Source organism: Aurantimicrobium minutum (assembly GCF_029892845.1).
GTDB classification, from domain to species: Bacteria; Actinomycetota; Actinomycetes; order Actinomycetales; family Microbacteriaceae; genus Aurantimicrobium; species Aurantimicrobium minutum_B.
In genome coordinates this window covers 266521-284407 of record NZ_JARXVT010000001.1, presented here as the reverse complement: position 1 = coordinate 284407, position 17887 = coordinate 266521, and the positions used below count along the sequence as shown (strand labels likewise).

Annotated in this window: 16 protein-coding genes; 4 read left to right on the top strand and 12 right to left on the bottom strand. The window is 55.7% G+C overall.

The genetic code is table 11. The features are described 5' to 3' along the window. Window positions 1-4 precede the first annotated feature (4 nt). From M2118_RS01305 to iolC, 7 genes are all read right to left on the bottom strand, one after another. On the bottom strand, window positions 5-880 hold the full coding sequence (locus M2118_RS01305) for a sugar phosphate isomerase/epimerase family protein (protein ID WP_280794386.1): 876 nt from the start codon (window positions 878-880) through the stop codon (window positions 5-7). 29 nt (window positions 881-909) lie between these two features. Continuing rightward, on the bottom strand, window positions 910-1824 hold the full coding sequence (locus M2118_RS01300; protein WP_280794155.1) for a sugar phosphate isomerase/epimerase family protein: 915 nt from the start codon (window positions 1822-1824) through the stop codon (window positions 910-912). 5 nt (window positions 1825-1829) lie between these two features. After that, window positions 1830-3749: a 3D-(3,5/4)-trihydroxycyclohexane-1,2-dione acylhydrolase (decyclizing) gene (iolD, locus tag M2118_RS01295; RefSeq protein WP_280794154.1), complete on the bottom strand. Its 1920-nt coding sequence runs from the start codon at window positions 3747-3749 to the stop codon at window positions 1830-1832. Between the two features lie 23 nt (window positions 3750-3772). Next, the gene (gene iolB / locus M2118_RS01290) at window positions 3773-4678 is read right to left on the bottom strand and encodes a 5-deoxy-glucuronate isomerase (RefSeq protein WP_280794153.1); all 906 of its coding nucleotides are present in this window, start codon (window positions 4676-4678) and stop codon (window positions 3773-3775) included. Window positions 4679-4747: 69 nt separating this feature from the next. Then, the gene (locus M2118_RS01285; protein ID WP_280794152.1) at window positions 4748-6244 is read right to left on the bottom strand and encodes a CoA-acylating methylmalonate-semialdehyde dehydrogenase; all 1497 of its coding nucleotides are present in this window, start codon (window positions 6242-6244) and stop codon (window positions 4748-4750) included. Between the two features lie 34 nt (window positions 6245-6278). Then, complete coding sequence (locus tag M2118_RS01280; RefSeq protein WP_280794151.1) at window positions 6279-7160, bottom strand: Cgl0159 family (beta/alpha)8-fold protein; 882 nt, start codon at window positions 7158-7160, stop codon at window positions 6279-6281. Next, complete coding sequence (gene iolC / locus M2118_RS01275; RefSeq protein WP_277495229.1) at window positions 7157-8119, bottom strand: 5-dehydro-2-deoxygluconokinase; 963 nt, start codon at window positions 8117-8119, stop codon at window positions 7157-7159. The genes M2118_RS01280 and iolC overlap by 4 nt, the downstream gene beginning before the upstream one ends. 150 nt (window positions 8120-8269) lie before the next feature. On the opposite strand from iolC, the gene rmuC reads away from it, so the two are divergent. Further along, window positions 8270-9502 (top strand): DNA recombination protein RmuC, encoded by a 1233-nt coding sequence (gene rmuC / locus M2118_RS01270; protein ID WP_280794150.1) that lies wholly within the window; start codon window positions 8270-8272, stop codon window positions 9500-9502. 15 nt (window positions 9503-9517) lie between these two features. Next, window positions 9518-10753: an MFS transporter gene (locus M2118_RS01265; protein WP_280794149.1), complete on the top strand. Its 1236-nt coding sequence runs from the start codon at window positions 9518-9520 to the stop codon at window positions 10751-10753. On the opposite strand, the gene glpX is transcribed toward M2118_RS01265, so the two are convergent. Next, on the bottom strand, window positions 10750-11688 hold the full coding sequence (gene glpX / locus M2118_RS01260) for a class II fructose-bisphosphatase (protein WP_280794385.1): 939 nt from the start codon (window positions 11686-11688) through the stop codon (window positions 10750-10752). The genes M2118_RS01265 and glpX overlap by 4 nt on opposite strands. A 211-nt stretch (window positions 11689-11899) precedes the next feature. Here glpX and fbaA point away from each other — a divergent pair, with 211 nt between their 5' ends. Together fbaA and M2118_RS01250 are read left to right on the top strand one after the other, a co-directional pair. Next, window positions 11900-12925, top strand: coding sequence for a class II fructose-bisphosphate aldolase (fbaA, locus tag M2118_RS01255; RefSeq protein ID WP_280794148.1), 1026 nt, complete (start codon window positions 11900-11902; stop codon window positions 12923-12925). 11 nt (window positions 12926-12936) lie between these two features. After that, a complete protein-coding gene (locus M2118_RS01250; protein ID WP_280794147.1) occupies window positions 12937-13479 on the top strand; it encodes a DUF6264 family protein in 543 nt (180 codons plus the stop codon). 26 nt (window positions 13480-13505) lie between these two features. Here the strand turns inward: M2118_RS01250 and M2118_RS01245 are convergent, their stop codons facing one another. The 4 genes from M2118_RS01245 to M2118_RS01230 are packed head-to-tail and all read right to left on the bottom strand — an operon-like array spanning window position 13506 to window position 17808. Beyond that, window positions 13506-14522: an NAD(P)-dependent alcohol dehydrogenase gene (locus M2118_RS01245; protein WP_280794146.1), complete on the bottom strand. Its 1017-nt coding sequence runs from the start codon at window positions 14520-14522 to the stop codon at window positions 13506-13508. A gap of 44 nt (window positions 14523-14566) precedes the next feature. Beyond that, on the bottom strand, window positions 14567-16039 hold the full coding sequence (locus tag M2118_RS01240) for a mannitol dehydrogenase family protein (RefSeq protein WP_280794145.1): 1473 nt from the start codon (window positions 16037-16039) through the stop codon (window positions 14567-14569). 27 nt (window positions 16040-16066) lie between these two features. Further along, window positions 16067-16879, bottom strand: a complete 813-nt coding sequence (locus tag M2118_RS01235; RefSeq protein WP_280794144.1) for a carbohydrate ABC transporter permease — start codon at window positions 16877-16879, stop codon at window positions 16067-16069. After that, window positions 16879-17808 carry a carbohydrate ABC transporter permease gene (locus M2118_RS01230; RefSeq protein WP_280794143.1) on the bottom strand — a complete coding sequence of 310 codons (930 nt, stop codon included), beginning with the start codon at window positions 17806-17808 and terminating at the stop codon, window positions 16879-16881. The genes M2118_RS01235 and M2118_RS01230 overlap by 1 nt, the downstream gene beginning before the upstream one ends. Between the last annotated feature and the right edge of the window lie 79 nt (window positions 17809-17887).

Genomic DNA, 17887 nt, shown 5'->3' with positions numbered 1-17887 from the left:
CGAACTACGAGTTCTGCTTGGCGATGTAGCTCTTGATGGTCTCGAGCTGGAACTTGGCCACCTCAGCTGCGTTTTCGTTCTCTGCAAAGACACTCGAGCAGACCACCGAGTTGGGGTTGTCGAGGAAGCCAATCTCCTTGAGCCCACCGAAGAACTCATCGAAGTTCACGTCGCCATCGCCCATCTTGAGGTGCTGGTGAACGCGCACAGCGTTCCCAGGAGGGTTCGAGATGTAACGCAGGCCGTGTGAGCGGTTGTGATCCATGGTGTCTGAGACGTGAACGATACCTAGACGGTCGCCCGCCGCACGCATGATCTCCAGAGGAGCCTCTTGCATGTGGAAGGTGTGTGAGGCCACGTAAACCATTCCAAAGTTCTTGGAGTTGATTCCGCGAATCACGCGCCAGGCAGCAAGACCGTTCTCAACGAAGTCATCTGGGTGAGGATCGATGAAGATCTTGATTCCCTCTTTCTCGACGAGAGGAACGATTTCCTCCATCGAGCGGTAGAACATGCGCTCAGACTCTTCAGCCTTCTCGGGGCGACCCGAGAACTCGGTACCGATGGTGTCCACGCCTAGCTCAGCGGTGATGCGGATGACGCGCTTCCAGTAGCGAACTGCTGCTTCACGCGCATCTTCATCGGGGCCAGACCAGCGAAGCACGGGAAGTGTGGAGGCAATTCCCACTCCTGCGTCCTTGCACGCCTTGGAAAACGCCTTGACGTAGTCGTCGTCTGCTTTGGGGTGGTTGAAGAAAGGAATCATGTCGGGGTGCGGGGTGAGCTGCAACCATTCATAGCCCAAGTCCGCAGCTACCCGCGGGAACTCCATGAGCCCGTGCGAGTGGTGGAACGGGGTGGGGTCGAGGGCAATTTTCACCATGAGATGACTCCTTTACCTAAAGATTCTTACTGAAAACGTGCTGCGTGAGTGCAGCTGTGGATGTGGTCGCGCGTGCGCTTGGCAATCGGGAAGGGGAAGTCCACCGAACAGCCATACATGTCCTGTTCAACGATGGCGAACATCTCAGGGTTGATTTCTGCTGCATTCTCAATGATGGGAGCGAACTCAGGAACACCCTTGCCACCAGGCTCGGTCATCACGCCCTTGGCAACAGCCTCAGCGAAGGGAAGGTCGTTCTTGAGGGTCTCGGCCAGGATGTCGGGCTCAACCTGCTTGAGGTGGAGGTAACCGATGCGGTCTGGGTAAGCGTTCATCAGCTTGACGTTGTCACCGAGGTAGTACGCGAAGTGGCCGGTGTCGAGGCACAGGTTTGTGTATTCCTTGTTGGTCTCCTGCAGGAAGCGTTCTACTTCCTGATAGGTACCAATGTGGCTATCTGCGTGGGAGTGGAACTGCTGCTTGATGCCGTATTCCTCAAGCAACGCCTTGCCAAGCTTGTCGTGGCCGGCAGCGAGCTTCTTCCATTGGTCATTATCGAGAACACGAGACTCAAGAACTTCTGAGGTTGCATCTGAGCGCCACAGGTCAGGGATAACAACCAAGTGCTCTGCCCCCAACTTGGATACCAAACCAGCAACATCGAGTGCTTGATCCCAGGCACGTTTCCACTGGTCATCGCCCTTGTGGAATCCGGTGAAGACGGTACCCGCAGAGAGCTTGAGGTCGCGCTTTGCGAGCTCATCCTGAAGTTGGTTGGGGTCAGTGGGAAGGTAACCGAAGGGTCCGAGTTCGATCCAGTGGTAGCCAGAAGCCTGAACCTCATCGAGGAAACGCTCCCAGGGAACCTGGTTGGGGTCATCGGGGAACCAGACGCCCCATGAATCAGGTGCTGTTCCGATACGGATTTGATCATTTGCCATTATTGCTAGTTCCTCTCGGATGCGCCACGACCAAGGTAGTGCTTCTGGGTTTTTTGGATTTCTTCGTACTCAGCACGTGCCTTCTTGGTTGAAGCCAGGGTGGAGGTAGCTGCAACAGGAACATCCCACCAACCTTCACCGTCGGGTGCGTACAAAAGTGGATCACTGTTGATGTGAATCAAGGTGGCGACATTGCTGGCCTTAGCTGCCTTCACGGCAGCGGAGAGGTCAGCAATGGCATTGGTCGTGGGCTCAACGCGAATCACGTTCATGCCGTAGGACTCTGCGTTGGTTGCGAGGTCAATGGGGAGAATTTCGCCCTGCTCAAAGTTGTTACCGTCCTTGTCGTGGGTGCGGTACAGCGTTCCATAACGCTGTGAACCCACGTCTTCGGAAAGGTGACCAATAGAGGCGTAACCGTGGTTCTGAATCAGAACGATGATGAACTTGATGCCTTCGGCAACAGCAGAGACGATCTCAGAGTTCATCATGAGGTAAGAACCGTCACCGACCATGACGATGGAGTCACGAGTCTTGTCTGCTCGGGCAACACCGATACCACCAGCGATTTCATAGCCCATGCAGGAGAAGGCATATTCGACGTGGTAACCCAGGTCGTCACGCACGCGCCATAGTTTGTGCAGGTCGCCCGGAAGCGAACCAGCTGCACAAACCACGACGTCGCGTGGATCAGAGGCTTCCTGAACGGCGCCAATGATCTCGGTCTGACTTGGAAGCACCAAACCGCGGTCTACGAAGGCCTTGTCGACCTCAAAGTCCCATGTTTCCTTCTGACGTGCAGCCTCAGCTGCGTAGTCAGCGGAAATGTGGAAGCCAGAAATAACAGAAGAGAGCTCAATCAGAGATTCACGAGCATCTGCCACAACGGGAAGAACACTACCGTGCTTGAAGGCATCGAAGGAAGCCACGTTGATGTTGATGAAGCGAACATCAGGGTTCTGGAATGCGGTGCGGCTGGCAGCAGTGAAGTCGCTGTAGCGCGTACCAATACCGATGATGAGGTCGGCCTCTGCCGCAAGGCGGTTGGCTGCGGTGGTGCCTGTTGCCCCCACAGCACCCATGTTCTGGGGGTGATCCCAGTTGAGCGAACCTACGCCTGCCTGGCTCATGCCCACAGGAATACCGGTTGCTTCGACGAATTCACGCAGAGCATCTGCAGCGCTGGAGTAGATGACACCACCACCGGCAACGATGAATGGACGCTGGGCAGACGCAATCTGACGTGCAACTTCTGCCATCAGACCTGCATCTGGACGTGGACGGCGAATGTGCCATTCACGGTCTGCCAAGAACTCGGCAGGAACATCGATGACTTCAGCCTGAACATCCTCAGGAAGAGCAATGGTGACCGCACCGGTCTCCACAGGGTCTGTCAGCACACGCATCGCGCCGAGGGCAGCAGAGAACAGCTGCTCGGGACGGTGAACACGGTCAAAGAAACGAGAGAGCGGCTTGAACGCATCGTTCACACTCATGCTGGCGTCGTGAGGAAGCTCAAGCTGCTGCAGTACAGGGTCAGAGACGCGTGTGGCGAAGGTGTCCGAAGGAAGCAAGAGCACAGGAAGTCGGTTGGTCGTTGCCACGGCAGCGCCGGTGAGCATGTTGGTGGCACCGGGGCCCACAGAGGCTGCACACGCGAAGGTAGAACGACGACGAGTCATACGCGAGTAGGCAATAGATTCGTGAACCATGCCCTGCTCGTTACGAGCTTGGTAATAGGGCATGAGTTCTGGCTCGTCGACGGAGAACTGCTTGAGTGCCTGGCCAATACCTGCCACGTTGCCGTGACCGAAGATGCCAAAAGTGCCCGCGATGGTGCGCTCACGGTAGTCACCATCAACGGTGAACTGGTGACCTAAGAATTCAACCAGTGCCTGGCTGACGGTCATGCGACGGGTAGTCATTGCGGTTCCTTTCGGGTGGTGCTTTAAGCCGTGTAGGGAAGTCGGGTGTCGATCTCTTGACCGTTCCAGGTCTCGCGGATCCACGCATGAGCGGGGTCATCCCTGATCTGCCAGACCCGATCAGGGTCTGGGCCAGCCATCACGTTGAGGTAGTAGAGGTCATATCCCGGTGCTGCCACGCAAGGTCCGTGCCAACCGTGGGGAACCAAAGCAATGTCGCCTGAGTGAACCTCTTCGAGAGTGTCGATGGGACCAGCTGCGGAAGCATAGGTGCGCATGTAACCGAAAGGCTCTGCGGCGGCAGGTGCATCCAGTCCCTTGGCAGTTGCCGTTTCGAAGTAGTAGATCTCTTCGAGGTGAGACTCGTGACCGGGGATGTGCTCGTCGTGCTTGTGAGGAGGGTAGCTGGACCAGTTCTCTGCGGGAGTAATGACTTCGCAGACAATCAGGCGGTCAGCTGCCAATGCTTGGGGGGTGCCAAAGTTGTGAACCTGGCGACTCGACCGACCGGCCCCACGGAGTTCAACTGGCACCCCCTCAGCAGAGATGTAGGCCACAGGAAAATACTTCTCTGTGGGCGCTTCAGCAACGGCGACGCGGCCAGTGCCGGAGATTTCAGCATCAGTGCCCGTAGGCAGGTAAAGAACGTCAGTTGGACCGTGGAATACGGACTTTCGTCCAGCGAGGACCTGGGTGTGAGAACCAGGGTCATCAGAGAGCTGGTAGGTCACGGTAAAGGAACCAGACAGTGGAACGATGATGCGTTCCACTGCAGCTGCTTCCAACGGAACGGAAGTACTGGCAAGTTCTGCCACGCGAATGCCGGTGTATTTCCAACCGTCAATAGTCTTGTCGACGACTGATTCCCAGCCATCGCGGGCCAGCGAGGTGCGCTCAAAGAACCAGTCACCACTGTTTGTGTGTGTCATGTTCTTCAAGCTCCTCGTTGAGTAAAGTTCCTGGCCGGGCGGAGACGACGCCCGGCCAGGGTTGTCTAACTAGTTCTGGGGGAAGCCCAGGTTGATGCCACCGTGGCTGGGGTCAAGCCAGCGACTAGTGATGGCCTTGCCACGAGTGAAGAAGTGAACGCCTTCAGCACCGTGAGCCTTAGTGTCTCCAAACAGTGAGTTCTTCCACCCACCGAAGGAGAAGTACGCCACAGGAACGGGGATGGGCACGTTGATGCCGATCATGCCGACTTCGATTTCGTTCTGGAAGCGACGAGCAGCACCACCATCGTTTGTGAAGATCGCGGTTCCATTACCGAAAGCACCGTTGTTGATCAGTTCAACACCCTCGTCGTAGCTCTTGACGCGAACGACAGAGAGGACGGGTCCGAAGATTTCCTCGGTGTAAACCTTGGACGAGGTAGGAACGTTGTCGATCAGGGTGGGGCCGAGCCAGAAACCGTTGTCAGCACCATCGAAAGTGTCGTTGCGGCCGTCGTGAACAACAGTTGCACCATCTTCGATAGCGATATCGATGTAGGAAGCGACCTTGTCACGGTGAACCTTGGTAACCAAGGGACCCATGTCACAGTTGCGACGGCCATCACCGGTGGTGAGCTTGCCCATACGAGCCATGATCTTCTCAATCAGTGCATCAGCCACAGGCTCCACAGCGACAATTACGGAGATGGCCATGCAACGCTCACCAGCAGAACCGAAACCTGCGTTGATAGCGGAGTCAGCAACCAGCTCGAGGTCAGCATCGGGCAGAACCAACATGTGGTTCTTCGCTCCACCAAGAGCCTGAACGCGCTTGCCGTTCTTGGCTGCGGTTTCGTAAATGTACTGAGCAATAGGAGTCGACCCCACGAAGGAGATCGCCTGAACTGCAGAGTGCTCGAGCAGACCGTCAACGGATTCCTTGTCACCGTTCAAAACGTTGAAGACACCATCAGGAAGACCGGCTTCCTTGAACAGCTTGGCCATCCAGATCGCGGCAGTGGGGTCCTTCTCCGAAGGCTTCAGCACAACAGTGTTACCTGCAGCAATCGCAACAGGGAAGAACCACATAGGAACCATGGCGGGGAAGTTGAAGGGAGAAATCACACCAACAACGCCCAGAGGCTGGCGAGTGGAGTAGACGTCAACACCGGTGGAGGCGTTTTCGGAATACTCACCCTTGAGCATCTGGTTCAAACCACAGGCAAATTCAACAACTTCCTGGCCACGAGTGATTTCACCCATTGCGTCAGAGAGAACCTTGCCGTGCTCGGAGGTGATGATCTCTGCAAGTTCACCCTTGCGCTCATTGAGCAGCTCACGGAACTTGAAGATGATCTGCTGTCGCTTTGCCAGTGACTGGTCACGCCATGCGGGGAAAGCCGCAGCAGCAGATTCAATTGCTGCCTTGATTTCTGCTTGGTTAGCGAGGGCTACCTCCTTGGTGATTTCACCAAGAGCGGGGTCATAAACAGGTGCGGTGCGACCAGAGGTGCTGACAACTTCAGCGCCATCAATCCAGTGGCCAACTACGGGAAGAGTAGACATTGATCTTCTTTCGTGAGGGGTTTTCTAAAAGAACTTAAGAACCGTGAACCAGTGCGGCAGCGGTGTCGATGGCGGAGGCTACGTCTCCGTCGGCGGGGTAAAGCAGGCTACGACCAACAACCAGTCCGCGCACTCCGGGGAGTGCAAGGGCTGCCGCCCATGCGGCGAAGGTTTCTTCTGCATCGCCATTGGGATCTCCTCCGAGAAGGAGTGTTGGAAGTGTTGTCGAAGCCATCACGCGTTCCATTTCCGGAACAACGGGAAGCTTGAGCCATGAGTAAGCGCTGGAGTTACCCAGACCTGACGCAATGGCAATCGACAGGATGACCGCATCGGGTGAGAGGTCATTCACAATCTTGCCATCTACCCACTCGCTCATAAAGGGTTCGAGCATGATGGGGAGCTCTGCGTCTGCAGCATCAGACACTGCTAATGCAGTTGCTTCGAGTGTGTCGACAGAACCAGAATCCTGGAGATTGATTCGAACTAGGTTCTTTGCGAAGTCGAGACCAGATTCAACAATGCCGTCCACGTCATAGGCGGTGTAACGGTCATCCATCTCGAAGGATGCGCCCTTGAGCCCACCACGGTTCATGGAACCGACCACGATCTTGTCATCAAGAAGGCCCAGCAGAGCGAGGTCTTCAATGATGTCGGGGGTGCCAAGAACTCCGTCTACACCTGGGCGAGAAAGTGCGAGTGCCAAGCGCTCGAGCAAAACGTTGCGGTCTGCCATGGCGGTGTCATTCTTGCCAACACCGAGGGCACCACGTGCAGGGTGGTCAGCAGCAACAATGAAGAGCTTTCCGTCGCCACGCAGGAGTTCACGACGCTGACGGTTAGCCAGAACTTCGGCAATTTTGCCAGGGTTTTCTGCACGAACCTTGCGCAGTGAGTCTAAATCGATGGTGCTCATGCGCCAATCTCCTTCAGAATTGCTTCCACCTCTGCCGTCGTTGGCATGGCGGTTGAACATTCGCGGCGGCTCGCCACCACAGCGCCTGCCACGTTGGCAAAGCGCAAGATCTTCTCGAGGCCCCAACCTTGGAGCAGGCCGTAACAGAGTGCACCACCGAAGCTGTCCCCAGCACCGAGACCGTTGATCACGTCAACGAAATAGGGAGGAACCTCTACCGTCTCATCCTTGGTCTTAGCCAGTACACCCTTGGGGCCTTGCTTCACAATGGCGAGCTCAATGCCGCGCTCAAGCAGAGCATCTGCAGCGCGGTGTGGCTCGGTCTCGCCGACAGCAACTTCGCACTCTTCCTTGTTGCCCACAGCAACTGTGACGTTCTCAAGTGCCTTAGCGACCTGAACGGATGCGTTTTCGGGGTTTTTCCAGAACATGGGCCGGTAGTCCAAGTCGAGGATGGTCAATGGCTTGCGGCCACGTGCCTCCCAGGCAGCAAAGTGTGCCGTGCGGCTGGGCTCTTCAGACAGACCAGTCACTGTAGACCAGTAGATCTTGGCGTTCGCAATAGCGTCCAGGTCCAGCTCATTGGCCTTGATCACGAGGTCAGGAGCGATGGGATCGCGGTAGAAGTAAAGGGGGAAGTCATCTGGTGGGAAGATTTCGCAGAACACAACGGGGGTGTTGAGACCCTCAACGCCAGAGACGAATTCGTCACTCACGCCAAGGCGGCGCAGCTCTTCGTGAACGTACTTACCAAAGGGGTCGTTACCGGTGCGGGTAATCACAGCAGACTTGAGGCCGTGACGAGCAGCAGCTACAGCAACGTTGGTAGCAGAGCCACCGAGGTATTTGCCGAAGGTTTCAACCTTCTCGAGGCCAACGCCATCTTGGAGTGGGTATATGTCAATACCTACGCGACCGATGGTGATGACATCGAACGGGGTTTTAGATGCGGCGGTCATACTGCGATGTACAACTTTCTCAAGAGGGCTGGAAATAAATCTGTTAGCTCTAACGTACATATGTTAGGACATATTGACAAGTCTGACATTACGCGGGCTTAAACGCGAGCGCAACACAGAAATGTCCCCCGGTACTGAGACACTGTGAGGATGGAGTCTTCACTGTTTCTCATCCTCGGTTTGATTGCCGGAATTGTTGCCGGAATTGCAATTGGCTGGGGCTTGCGTGCACGCAAATCTCTCCCCAGCGATGCAGGTGACCTCGCTGTGCGCGCTGCTACTGCCGAAGCTCGCGTCACCGGTAAAGAGGAGCAGATCCAGACTCTGGAGCGCATGCTCAGCGAACTGCGCGAAGTCAGCGAGCGCAAGCAGGAAGACGAAGCAGCACGTGCTCGAGAAGAGCACAAAGTTCTTGAAGCCCTAGCCCCTGTCAAAGAAACCCTGCAGGCGATGCAAACCAAGGTCAACGACCTAGAAAATCAGCGCCAGGAACAGTATGGCCAGATTGCCCAGCAGCTAACCCAGTCACGCCAGTTTGGCGAAGAATTGCGCGCAACCACCCAGTCACTCGCCTCAGCTCTGAGCTCCAACAGTGTTCGTGGCACCTGGGGTGAAGCACAGCTTCGCCGCTTGGTCGAAGTTGCCGGCCTGACCGCCCACGTGGACTTTGATACTCAAACCACTATGAAGACAGATGGTGGAACCATCCGCCCTGACATGGTGATAAACCTTCCCGGCGGCAAGACCATTGTCATTGACGCCAAGGTGCCCTTCAACTCCTATCTCGAGGCAAGCCAGATCCCTATCACCGCAACTGGTGAAGAGGCAGCTCGTCGCAAGACCCTGATGGACGCTCACGTGAAAGCTGTCCGCTCCCACGTGGACGCTCTGAGCTCCAAGAGCTACTGGAGCGGCTTCGATTTCAGCCCAGAATTTGTTCTGGCTTTCATTCCCAGCGAATCGCTCCTTGCTTCCGCACTCGAGGCAGACCCCACTCTTCTGGACTATGCCTTTGGCAAGCGCGTTGCGCTGGCCTCTCCTGTGAACCTGTGGGCAGTGCTCAAGACCGTGTCCTACACCTGGCAACAGCAGGTCGTTACTGACGAAGCTAAGAAGCTCTTCGACTTGGGAATCGAGCTCTACTCACGCCTCAGCACCATGACCAAGCACACCGAGGACCTGCGTAAGGCGATAGAGAACACCGTCAAGCACTACAACGGTTTCATCTCCTCGCTCGAGACGCGTGTGCTCTCCACGGCTCGTAAGTTCCCTGGTATTGACCCCACCAAGATCCTTCCTGAAGGAATTGAAGTTCACGATGCCCCCAAACCACTCACTGCCGGGGAACTCGTTGATCCTGAGAACAACACCCTCTCCAGCTAATGACATGATGGGAACGTGAGTTCACCATCAGCTAACGCGCCCCGTGCCTTATTGGCAGGGCGCGTTTTAGCGTTTGCGGGTATCGCACTCGTGGCCTTCAGCATGCGTGCCGCTGTTGCTGGTCTGTCCCCGCTGATTCCGATCATTGGCCAGACCTACGAGCTAAACACGGCCGCCATTGCGTTGCTGGGATCCATTGCCCCCTTGAGCTTCGCCGCTGGCGGGGTCTTCACCCCACGCATTGAGAAGCGCATAGGCCTTGAGCGCACACTGATCTTGGCTTTAGTTCTCATGATTCTGGGGCACGTCATTCGTGCTGCATCAGTCAACTGGCAGACCTTGGCTGTGGGAACGCTTTCAGCGCTGGTGGGCATGGGCTTTGCCAATGTGGCCATGCCTCCGGTTGTGCGCAAATACTTCCCAGATCGCGTCAGCATGATGACCTCGGTATACATGTCCATCATGTCGATCAGCGCTTTCCTTCCGGCGCTGGTGGCTGTTCCTGTGGCGGATGCCATTGGTTGGCGAGGTTCCCTCTTGCAATGGGCCGTCATTGCCACCATCGCTCTGATTCCCTGGATTCTGGAATACCGTTCTCATCGCAAGGACTCCTCGTTTGATGCCCCCGAGGAATCTCCGCAGGTGCGCAAGATTCATCCCTGGCGCTCCCCCACTGCCTGGGCAGTGGGAACCGTCCTCGCGGTCTCTTCCATCACCGGCTATGCCATGTATGCATGGATGCCGGTCATTCTCATTGATATTGCCGGGGTTACCCCGGCACAAAGTGGAGCCCTATTGGCGCTCTTTGCCGGCATTGGTTTGCCGCTGGCCTTCGTGACCCCAGGCTTAGCTAAGCGCATGGGAAAGCATGTGCACTGGCTTGTCACCTTGGGCAGTGCCTTTTTTGTTGTGGGCTATCTCGGGCTTTTGCTTTCCCCCACACACGGCACCTGGATTTGGGTTGCCATCGTGGGAACGGGATGTTTGGAATTCCCACTGGCGCTGGTTTTGGTGAACCTGCGCACCGAAAGCGTGCGGAGCTCCATGGCGCTCAGTGGATTTGCTCAGATCGTGGCGTATCTGTGCGCAGCAATGGCACCGCCCCTGATGGGCATGCTTTACAGCAGCACCAATGACTGGACCGTCGTTCTGACGACCCTCATGATCGTCTCTGTTGCAGCAAATATTCCTGCCGCACTGATTCTGCGTCGAAACCGCATGGTTGACGCAGAACTTGCTCTGAAGTCTTAGACCTCGAGCCAGCGGTCAGCGCGGTAGTCGGCCTGAACGCGGCGGATGGTGCCGGAGCGGCCACGAAGAATGATGCTGTCGGTGCGGATGATCGGACCCTTGCGGCGAACACCCTCCACCAGACCGCCATCAGTCACACCGGTGGCAACAAAGAAGGTGTTGTCGCTGGTGACGAGTGAGTCCTGGTCATAAACGTGGTCAAACTTGAGGCCTGCGTCGAGACCCTTCTGCTTCTCGTCATCATCCTTAGGAGCCAAGATGGTCTGGATCATGCCGCCGAGTGCCTTCATGGCACACGCGGTGACCACACCTTCAGGGCTGCCACCGATTCCCACACACATGTCGATGCGTGATTCGTAACGTGCAGCGTTGATGCCACCTGCGACGTCACCATCGAGAAGAAGACGAGTACCAGCACCGGCGTCACGGATCTCCTGGATCAGGTCCATGTGACGGGGACGGTCCAGCACGGCAACGCGGATATCTCCGACATTGCGACCGGTTGCCTTGGCGAGCGCACGGATGTTCTCACCAATGGGCTTACGGATGTCGACAACACCGATGCCCTCAGGGCCGGTGGCAATCTTGTTCATGTAAAAGACAGAGGAGGCATCCAGCATGGTGCCGCGGTCCGAGACCGCAATGACGGAGACCGCATTCTGGCGGCCTGCAGCCGTCAGGCTGGTGCCGTCGATGGGGTCTACGGCGATGTCACAGGCAGGGCCACGACCGTTACCAACGTGCTCCCCGTTGAACAGCATGGGAGCTTCGTCCTTCTCGCCCTCACCGATGACGATGACGCCGTCAAAGTTCACGGTGGCAAGGAATGCGCGCATGGCGTCAACAGCAGCCTTGTCAGCTGCGTTCTTGTCGCCATGGCCGATGAAAGGCACTGCGCGGATAGCAGCAGCTTCGGTGGCACGCACCAGCTCCATACCAAGGTTGCGATCAGGGTGAAGGTTCAGGATTCCGGTGTTTGTCGTAGTCACGCTCTCAGCCTAGGCGTCGACGCGCGTCACTCCCCAGTCGACGGGCGTAATACTCACGTATTCGTTTCGTTCATACCCGAATCACGCTCACCAGAGGGCTGGTTAGACTAGAAGAGCGCTTTCCCTTTACATTCGCGCCACAAATCTAGGAGATGTCATGCCCGTCGCAACCCCGGAACAGTATGCAGAAATGCTCGACAAGGCAAAGGCCAAGGGCTTTGCATACCCCGCGTTCAACGTTTCGAGCTCACAGACGCTCAACGCTGTTCTTCAGGGACTGACCGAGGCCGGTTCTGACGGCATCATCCAGGTCACCACTGGTGGTGCTGACTACTTTGCAGGTCACACCGTCAAGGCACGTGCAACCGGTGCACTCGCATTCGCGAAGTTTGCTCACGAAGTAGCAAAGAGCTACCCCATCACCGTGGCACTTCACACCGACCACTGCCCCAAGAACGCTCTCGATGACTTCGTTCTTCCCCTCATCGCCGCAAGCGAAGAAGAGGTCAAGGCCGGCCGCAACCCCATCTTCCAGTCACACATGTGGGACGGTTCTGCTGTTCCTCTGGCTGAGAACCTTGAGATCGCTCAGATGATGTTGGCCAAGACCAAGAACATCAACGCCATCCTCGAGGTTGAAATCGGTGTTGTCGGTGGCGAGGAAGACGGCGTCTCTCACGACATCAACGACAGCCTGTACACCACCATCGAAGACGGCATCAAGACCGTGGAGGCTCTGGGCCTCGGCGAGAACGGCCGCTACATGGCAGCCATGACCTTCGGTAACGTGCACGGTGTTTACAAGCCCGGTAACGTCAAGCTTCGCCCCGAACTCCTCAAGGAGATCCAGGAAGGCGTTGCAGCTAAGTTCGGTACCGCAGCAAAGCCTTTCGACCTCGTATTCCACGGTGGTTCTGGTTCAACTGACGCAGAGATCGCTGAAGCTGTTGCCAATGGTGTTATCAAGATGAACGTCGACACCGACACCCAGTACGCCTTCACCCGTTCTGTTGCAGACACCATGTTCCGCAACTACGACGGTGTGCTCAAGGTTGATGGCGAAATGGGTAACAAGAAGATCTATGACCCCCGCGCATGGGGCAAGCTCGCTGAGACCGCTATGGCAGCTCGCGTTGGCCAGGCTACTCAGCAGCTCGGTTCTGCTGGTCACTCCGGAAAGTAAGAACCCTCTCCATGGCAGAAACACCTGAGACCACGCCTGCTTCCGACAAGGAAGACAAGGCGACTTCGGTGTCCCCTGCCGCAAAGAACAAGAACGACAACAACGAATCGAAGCAGGCTCCGACTCCCCTCACTCCTGAGGAGAAGAAGGAGCGGAGCCTTGCTCTCGATCGTTTCATCACCTGGGGTTTGATCTTTGTTGCTGTGTTCTCGGTCTTCTCCGGCCTTGGCGACTACATCAACCCTCGCGCCTCGATGAACCTGCTCTATGACGAGCTGAACACCCTGAACCCTGACTTCAACCTGGGCACGTTCGAGAACATCACCTTTGCTGTTCAAATGGGCTGGGTTGCCGTCACCATTCAAGCCATTGTTCTGGCTATGGTGGTCTGGGTTTCTCGTCAGCGCATGAAGGCGAAGAAGTTCTCCTGGTGGATTCCAGTATTGGGTGCCGTTATCTCTAACGCACTGTCCACAGCCTGCATCTTTATTGCGCTGTTCTCAGACCCTGGCTTCCAAGAGGGAATCAATTCCCTCATCAACGCCGGAAAGTAATTCAGCGTCGTTCGCAGAAAAGGTACTTACTTTCCTGGGTAGACAATCGCTTTGAGCTGACCGGCTGTCTTGCCTGCATTCAGGGCTTCCTCAACTTCGTCGAGCCCGAACTTACCTGTGACGAGAATGTCCAAGTCCACCTTGCCACTGGACACCATCTCAATAGCGGTCGGCCAGGTGTTGGTGTAACGGAAGACACCGCTGATCCAGATCTCGCGGTTTTGAATGAAGGAGATGGGGAGGCTGTATTCGTCGTGTCCGCCACCGACCAAGATGACACGACCTGCTGGGCGCACTGCCAAGATGCCACCCTGTACGGCAGCAGGAGCACCGGAAGCATCAATGAAAGCATCTACTTCAAGCCCAGCGAGCTCATCGACACGAGGATCTAATGCCTGCGTTGCACCGTGCTGAAGCGCAAACTCACGACGGTCTTCTGCCACATCAGTGATGATGACTTCTGCAGCGCCGAGTGCACGAGCAGTCTGAGCAACAATGACACCGATAGGACCAGCACCGGCAATAAGAACTCGGCTACCCTTGCCTACTTCAGCACGTTCACACGCCCAAATACCCACCGAGAGGGGCTCCATCAACGCAGCTGCCTCAAAGGAGACGCTGTCAGGGATCTCGAAGGCAAACTTCGACTGGATAGTGACGTATTCACAGAAAGCGCCATCGATGGGAGGGGTTGCATAGAACTCGATATCGGGGCAGAGGTTGTAACGGCCAGCGTTGCACTGGAAGCAGTCGCCGCAGGGTCGCTGTGGTTCAACAGCTACTCGCTGGCCAACACGAGAAGGATTTACATCTGAGCCCACAGCTGCGATGACACCGGAAAGCTCGTGTCCCAAGATCAGAGGCTTCTCGACAACGTAGGGGCCAATCTTGCCGTGAGCGTAGTAGTGAACATCGCTCCCGCAGACGCCGACTGCTTCCACCCGAACAAGTACTTCATCAGCACGAACCTCAGGCACCGGAATCGTCTCAACAGCTAATTCGCCCTGCTTCTTCAGAAACGATGCCTTCATCTGGGTAGTCATGATGTTCTCTTACTTGTTGGTGTGGATGGTGAGGTCGAACTGAATTAGCGGGTGTAGCTGGAAACGGTCTCGTGTGCCCCGCGAGTGAAGAGCGATTCAAGTGCTGCGAGATAGGGAACAGTGAACTTCTCGTTCTCGCTCAAGTTGCCAAAGAGGTGTTTGTTCTGGATGAATGCAAGTGGATTCTCACGCTGCGAGAGCGCAATAGGGATGAGCTCGTCCTTGAGTGGGTCAACCACGTTGATGGGCTCCCCCTGTTCGTCAACACCTTCGGCATAGCGAGCCCAGCTGGCCACAATGGCAGCAGAGAGAGTGACGTCTCCGTCCTGAGCAAGCTGATCGTGGATCACAGGAACAAGCCACTTAGGGATGCGGTCAGAAGACTCAGCACACAAGCGAACTAATGTGTCGCGCACCTCAGGGTTTGAGAAGCGCTCAATGAGCATGTGCTTGTAGGCAGTGAGGTCGATCCCGGGTACAGGGCGAAGGGTTGGAGTCGCTTCGTTATCCATGTAGGCCAGGAGGAATTTTGCAATGGCAGGGTCGGCAAGCGCTTCATGAGCAAAGCGATAACCACTGAGGTATCCAAAATAGGTGAGGCCTTGGTGGCTGGCATTGAGTAAACGTAGCTTCATCAGCTCGTAGGGCTCAACATCTTCGACGAGCTGAACGCCCGCATCCTCAAATGGTGGTCGGCCCATGGTGAAGTGGTCTTCAATAACCCACTGGAAGAAAGGCTCAGCGACAACAGGCCAGGAGTCACTCAGACCGGTGAGTTCTGCCACTTCAGCAATGTCCTCCGGAGCAGTTACTGGAGTAATGCGGTCGACCATGGAGTTGGGGAATGCGACATTTTGCTCGATCCACTCACCCAATTCAGCGTCTTTGAGCTTGGCAAAAGCAACGAACATCTCTTGAGCCACATGACCATTGCCCTGGATGTTGTCACAGGAAAGAACGGTGAACGCGGGTATCCCACGTTCACGCCGACGACGCAGAGCTTCGGTCACAAAACCGAATGCGGTGGAGGGAATTGCGCCATCGAGGAGATCGGATGCAACGGCAGGCGTGGAGGCCATAAATTCGCCCGTTACGCGATCAAAGTTGTATCCACCCTCGGTGATGGTCAGTGAGACGATTCGCGTCTCAGGGTCTGCCATCTTTTCGATAACGGCTTCTGGGTCATCGGGAGCAAACATGTACTCACGAATGGAGCCAATAATGGAGGGCTCTCGGACACCATCAGGGTGCTTGAGAACGAGTGTGTAGAGGCAATCTTGTTCGGCGAAGACATCGCGGAGTTTCTTGTCTCCATCAAGTAGGCCGACCCCGCAAATGCCCCAGTCAAGCGCCTTGTTCTCATTCATCAACCGATCGAGTGTCATCGCCATGTGTGAGCGATGGAATCCACCCACACCAAAGTGAACGATTCCAGTCTTGACAGCATCAAGGTCGTATCCAGGAATTGGGACCCCTGCCTTAATTAAGGAGAGGGTTCGCTTATTGAGGGTCGTCATGATCTGTTCGTGTTTTCTAGTCTCGTGTTACTTCACAGCGCCCATAGCAAGACCGCGAACGAGCTGCTTTTGAGCAGCCCATCCAGCGATGATCACGGGGAGAACAGCGATGGTGGAAGCCGCGGAAAGAACAGCGAGGAACTGTCCGCGACCATCTACGAAGCTGGCCAAGAATGGTGGGGTTGTGCGAGCAGTGTCCGTGGTCAACAGCAGTGCCATGAAGTATTCGTTCCAGGAGAAGATGAAACAAATCAGGGCCACTGCCGCAATACCGGGGACCACGATGGGCAAGACAACCTTAACCAACTCAGTGCGGAAGTTCGCACCATCAATCTGTGCCGCTTCAATTATTTCCATGGGTACTTCATTGAAGAAGGAACGCATCATCCAGACAGCAATGGGGAGGTTCATTGCGGCATAGAGGAAGGTGAGAGCTGTGATGTTATCCAGCAGACCCATGAACTTCAGAATAAAGAAGATAGGAAGAATCGATGCTGCCACAGGCATGAAGCGTGTGGAGATAAAGAAGAACAGGGAGTCTTGAACCTTTTTCACCGGGCGAATACTCAAGGCATATGCCGCGGGGATAGCTAGTAACAAGACAATGAGTGTCGAAGCGATGCTGGAAGTAAAGGAGTTCAGAAGGAAGGAACCCATGCCACGGTCAAACACAATCTGAAACTGATCCAGTGTGGGCGTGAAAAAGAACTTCGGCGGAATCGATGCTGCATCAGCTTCAGACTTGAATGCCGTCATAAACATCCACGCAATGGGGAAGAAGAACAGCAGGACCAAGATCCAGGTGATGGTGGTAGTCAGCCCACTCTTGAAACGACGCATCAGCGGTCTCCTCCGTTCATGAATACCTTGAACAGAGTTCGAAGGGCGATTGTGGCAACAAGAATCGTGATGAACACGGTAACAACACCGAAGGCAGCCGCCTGGCCCACATCTAGACCAATAAAAGCGCGTTCATAGAGCAGGTAGGACAGCGTCTTTGTTCCACCTGTTCCCTTAGTCATAATCGCAATGGGGTCGAAGACTTGAAGCAACATGATGGAGCCCAACAGGGTTGCAATCTCGATGTATTGGCGCATGTGGGGCAAGGTAATCCACTGGAAGGTGCGAATGGGGCCTGAGCCATCAACTGAAGCTGCTTCGAGGACATCTTTACTCTGGCTCTGCAGACCAGCCAACAGAATCAGCATCATGAAGGGGGTGAACTGCCAGGTCAACAGCATGATGATGGTGACGGCAGGAAGATCTGTGTTCCATGCCACTGGAGGAAGGCCGAGGGTTGTCAACGCGAAGTTGACCATACCGACGTTGGCATCCAGCATGGACCACTTCCAGATCAGCGCTGCCGCGGCAGGCATGATCAAGAAGGGGGTAATGAGAAGTGTGCGGGCAATTGCCTGACCGGGGAATTTGCGGTCGAGAAGAATGGCGAATCCCAGACCAAACAACAGTGACAGGACGACAGAGGATCCTGTAATGAGCACTGTTGCGCCAAGGGAAGAGAGGAAGTCTGGGCCAGTGAACACCGTCACGTAGTTGGCGAACCAGTTGAAGCCAACCTCGTTGGGGTAGAGCTGGTTCCAATTGAGCATCGAGAAGTAGATCGTGACCAAGAAGGGGATCTGGGTCAGGACCAAGGCGAAGATCAGTGCGGGGAGGATGAGCGAACGCGAAAGTCGAACTTTCTTCTTCTCTGCTTGTCCAACCGGTGGCACTGCTTGTGCGCCTGGCTTCTGAACGATGGTCGTCATGGATTTTCTTTCTCGTCGTTGAGTGGTGGGAACCCAGGGCCGGCCTACAAGTAGACCGACCCCGGGCTGAGTTGCCTAA

Coding starts and splice junctions, on each gene's coding strand:
- M2118_RS01300 (WP_280794155.1), bottom strand. CDS start 1,824: ATGGCAAATGATCAAATCCGTATCGGAACAGCACCTGATTCATGGGGC.
- iolD (WP_280794154.1), bottom strand. CDS start 3,749: ATGACTACCCGTCGCATGACCGTCAGCCAGGCACTGGTTGAATTCTTA.
- iolB (WP_280794153.1), bottom strand. CDS start 4,678: ATGACACACACAAACAGTGGTGACTGGTTCTTTGAGCGCACCTCGCTG.
- M2118_RS01285 (WP_280794152.1), bottom strand. CDS start 6,244: ATGTCTACTCTTCCCGTAGTTGGCCACTGGATTGATGGCGCTGAAGTT.
- M2118_RS01280 (WP_280794151.1), bottom strand. CDS start 7,160: ATGAGCACCATCGATTTAGACTCACTGCGCAAGGTTCGTGCAGAAAAC.
- iolC (WP_277495229.1), bottom strand. CDS start 8,119: ATGACCGCCGCATCTAAAACCCCGTTCGATGTCATCACCATCGGTCGC.
- rmuC (WP_280794150.1), top strand. CDS start 8,270: ATGGAGTCTTCACTGTTTCTCATCCTCGGTTTGATTGCCGGAATTGTT.
- glpX (WP_280794385.1), bottom strand. CDS start 11,688: ATGGAGCTGGTGCGTGCCACCGAAGCTGCTGCTATCCGCGCAGTGCCT.
- fbaA (WP_280794148.1), top strand. CDS start 11,900: ATGCCCGTCGCAACCCCGGAACAGTATGCAGAAATGCTCGACAAGGCA.
- M2118_RS01250 (WP_280794147.1), top strand. CDS start 12,937: ATGGCAGAAACACCTGAGACCACGCCTGCTTCCGACAAGGAAGACAAG.
- M2118_RS01245 (WP_280794146.1), bottom strand. CDS start 14,522: ATGACTACCCAGATGAAGGCATCGTTTCTGAAGAAGCAGGGCGAATTA.
- M2118_RS01240 (WP_280794145.1), bottom strand. CDS start 16,039: ATGACGACCCTCAATAAGCGAACCCTCTCCTTAATTAAGGCAGGGGTC.
- M2118_RS01235 (WP_280794144.1), bottom strand. CDS start 16,879: ATGCGTCGTTTCAAGAGTGGGCTGACTACCACCATCACCTGGATCTTG.
- M2118_RS01230 (WP_280794143.1), bottom strand. CDS start 17,808: ATGACGACCATCGTTCAGAAGCCAGGCGCACAAGCAGTGCCACCGGTT.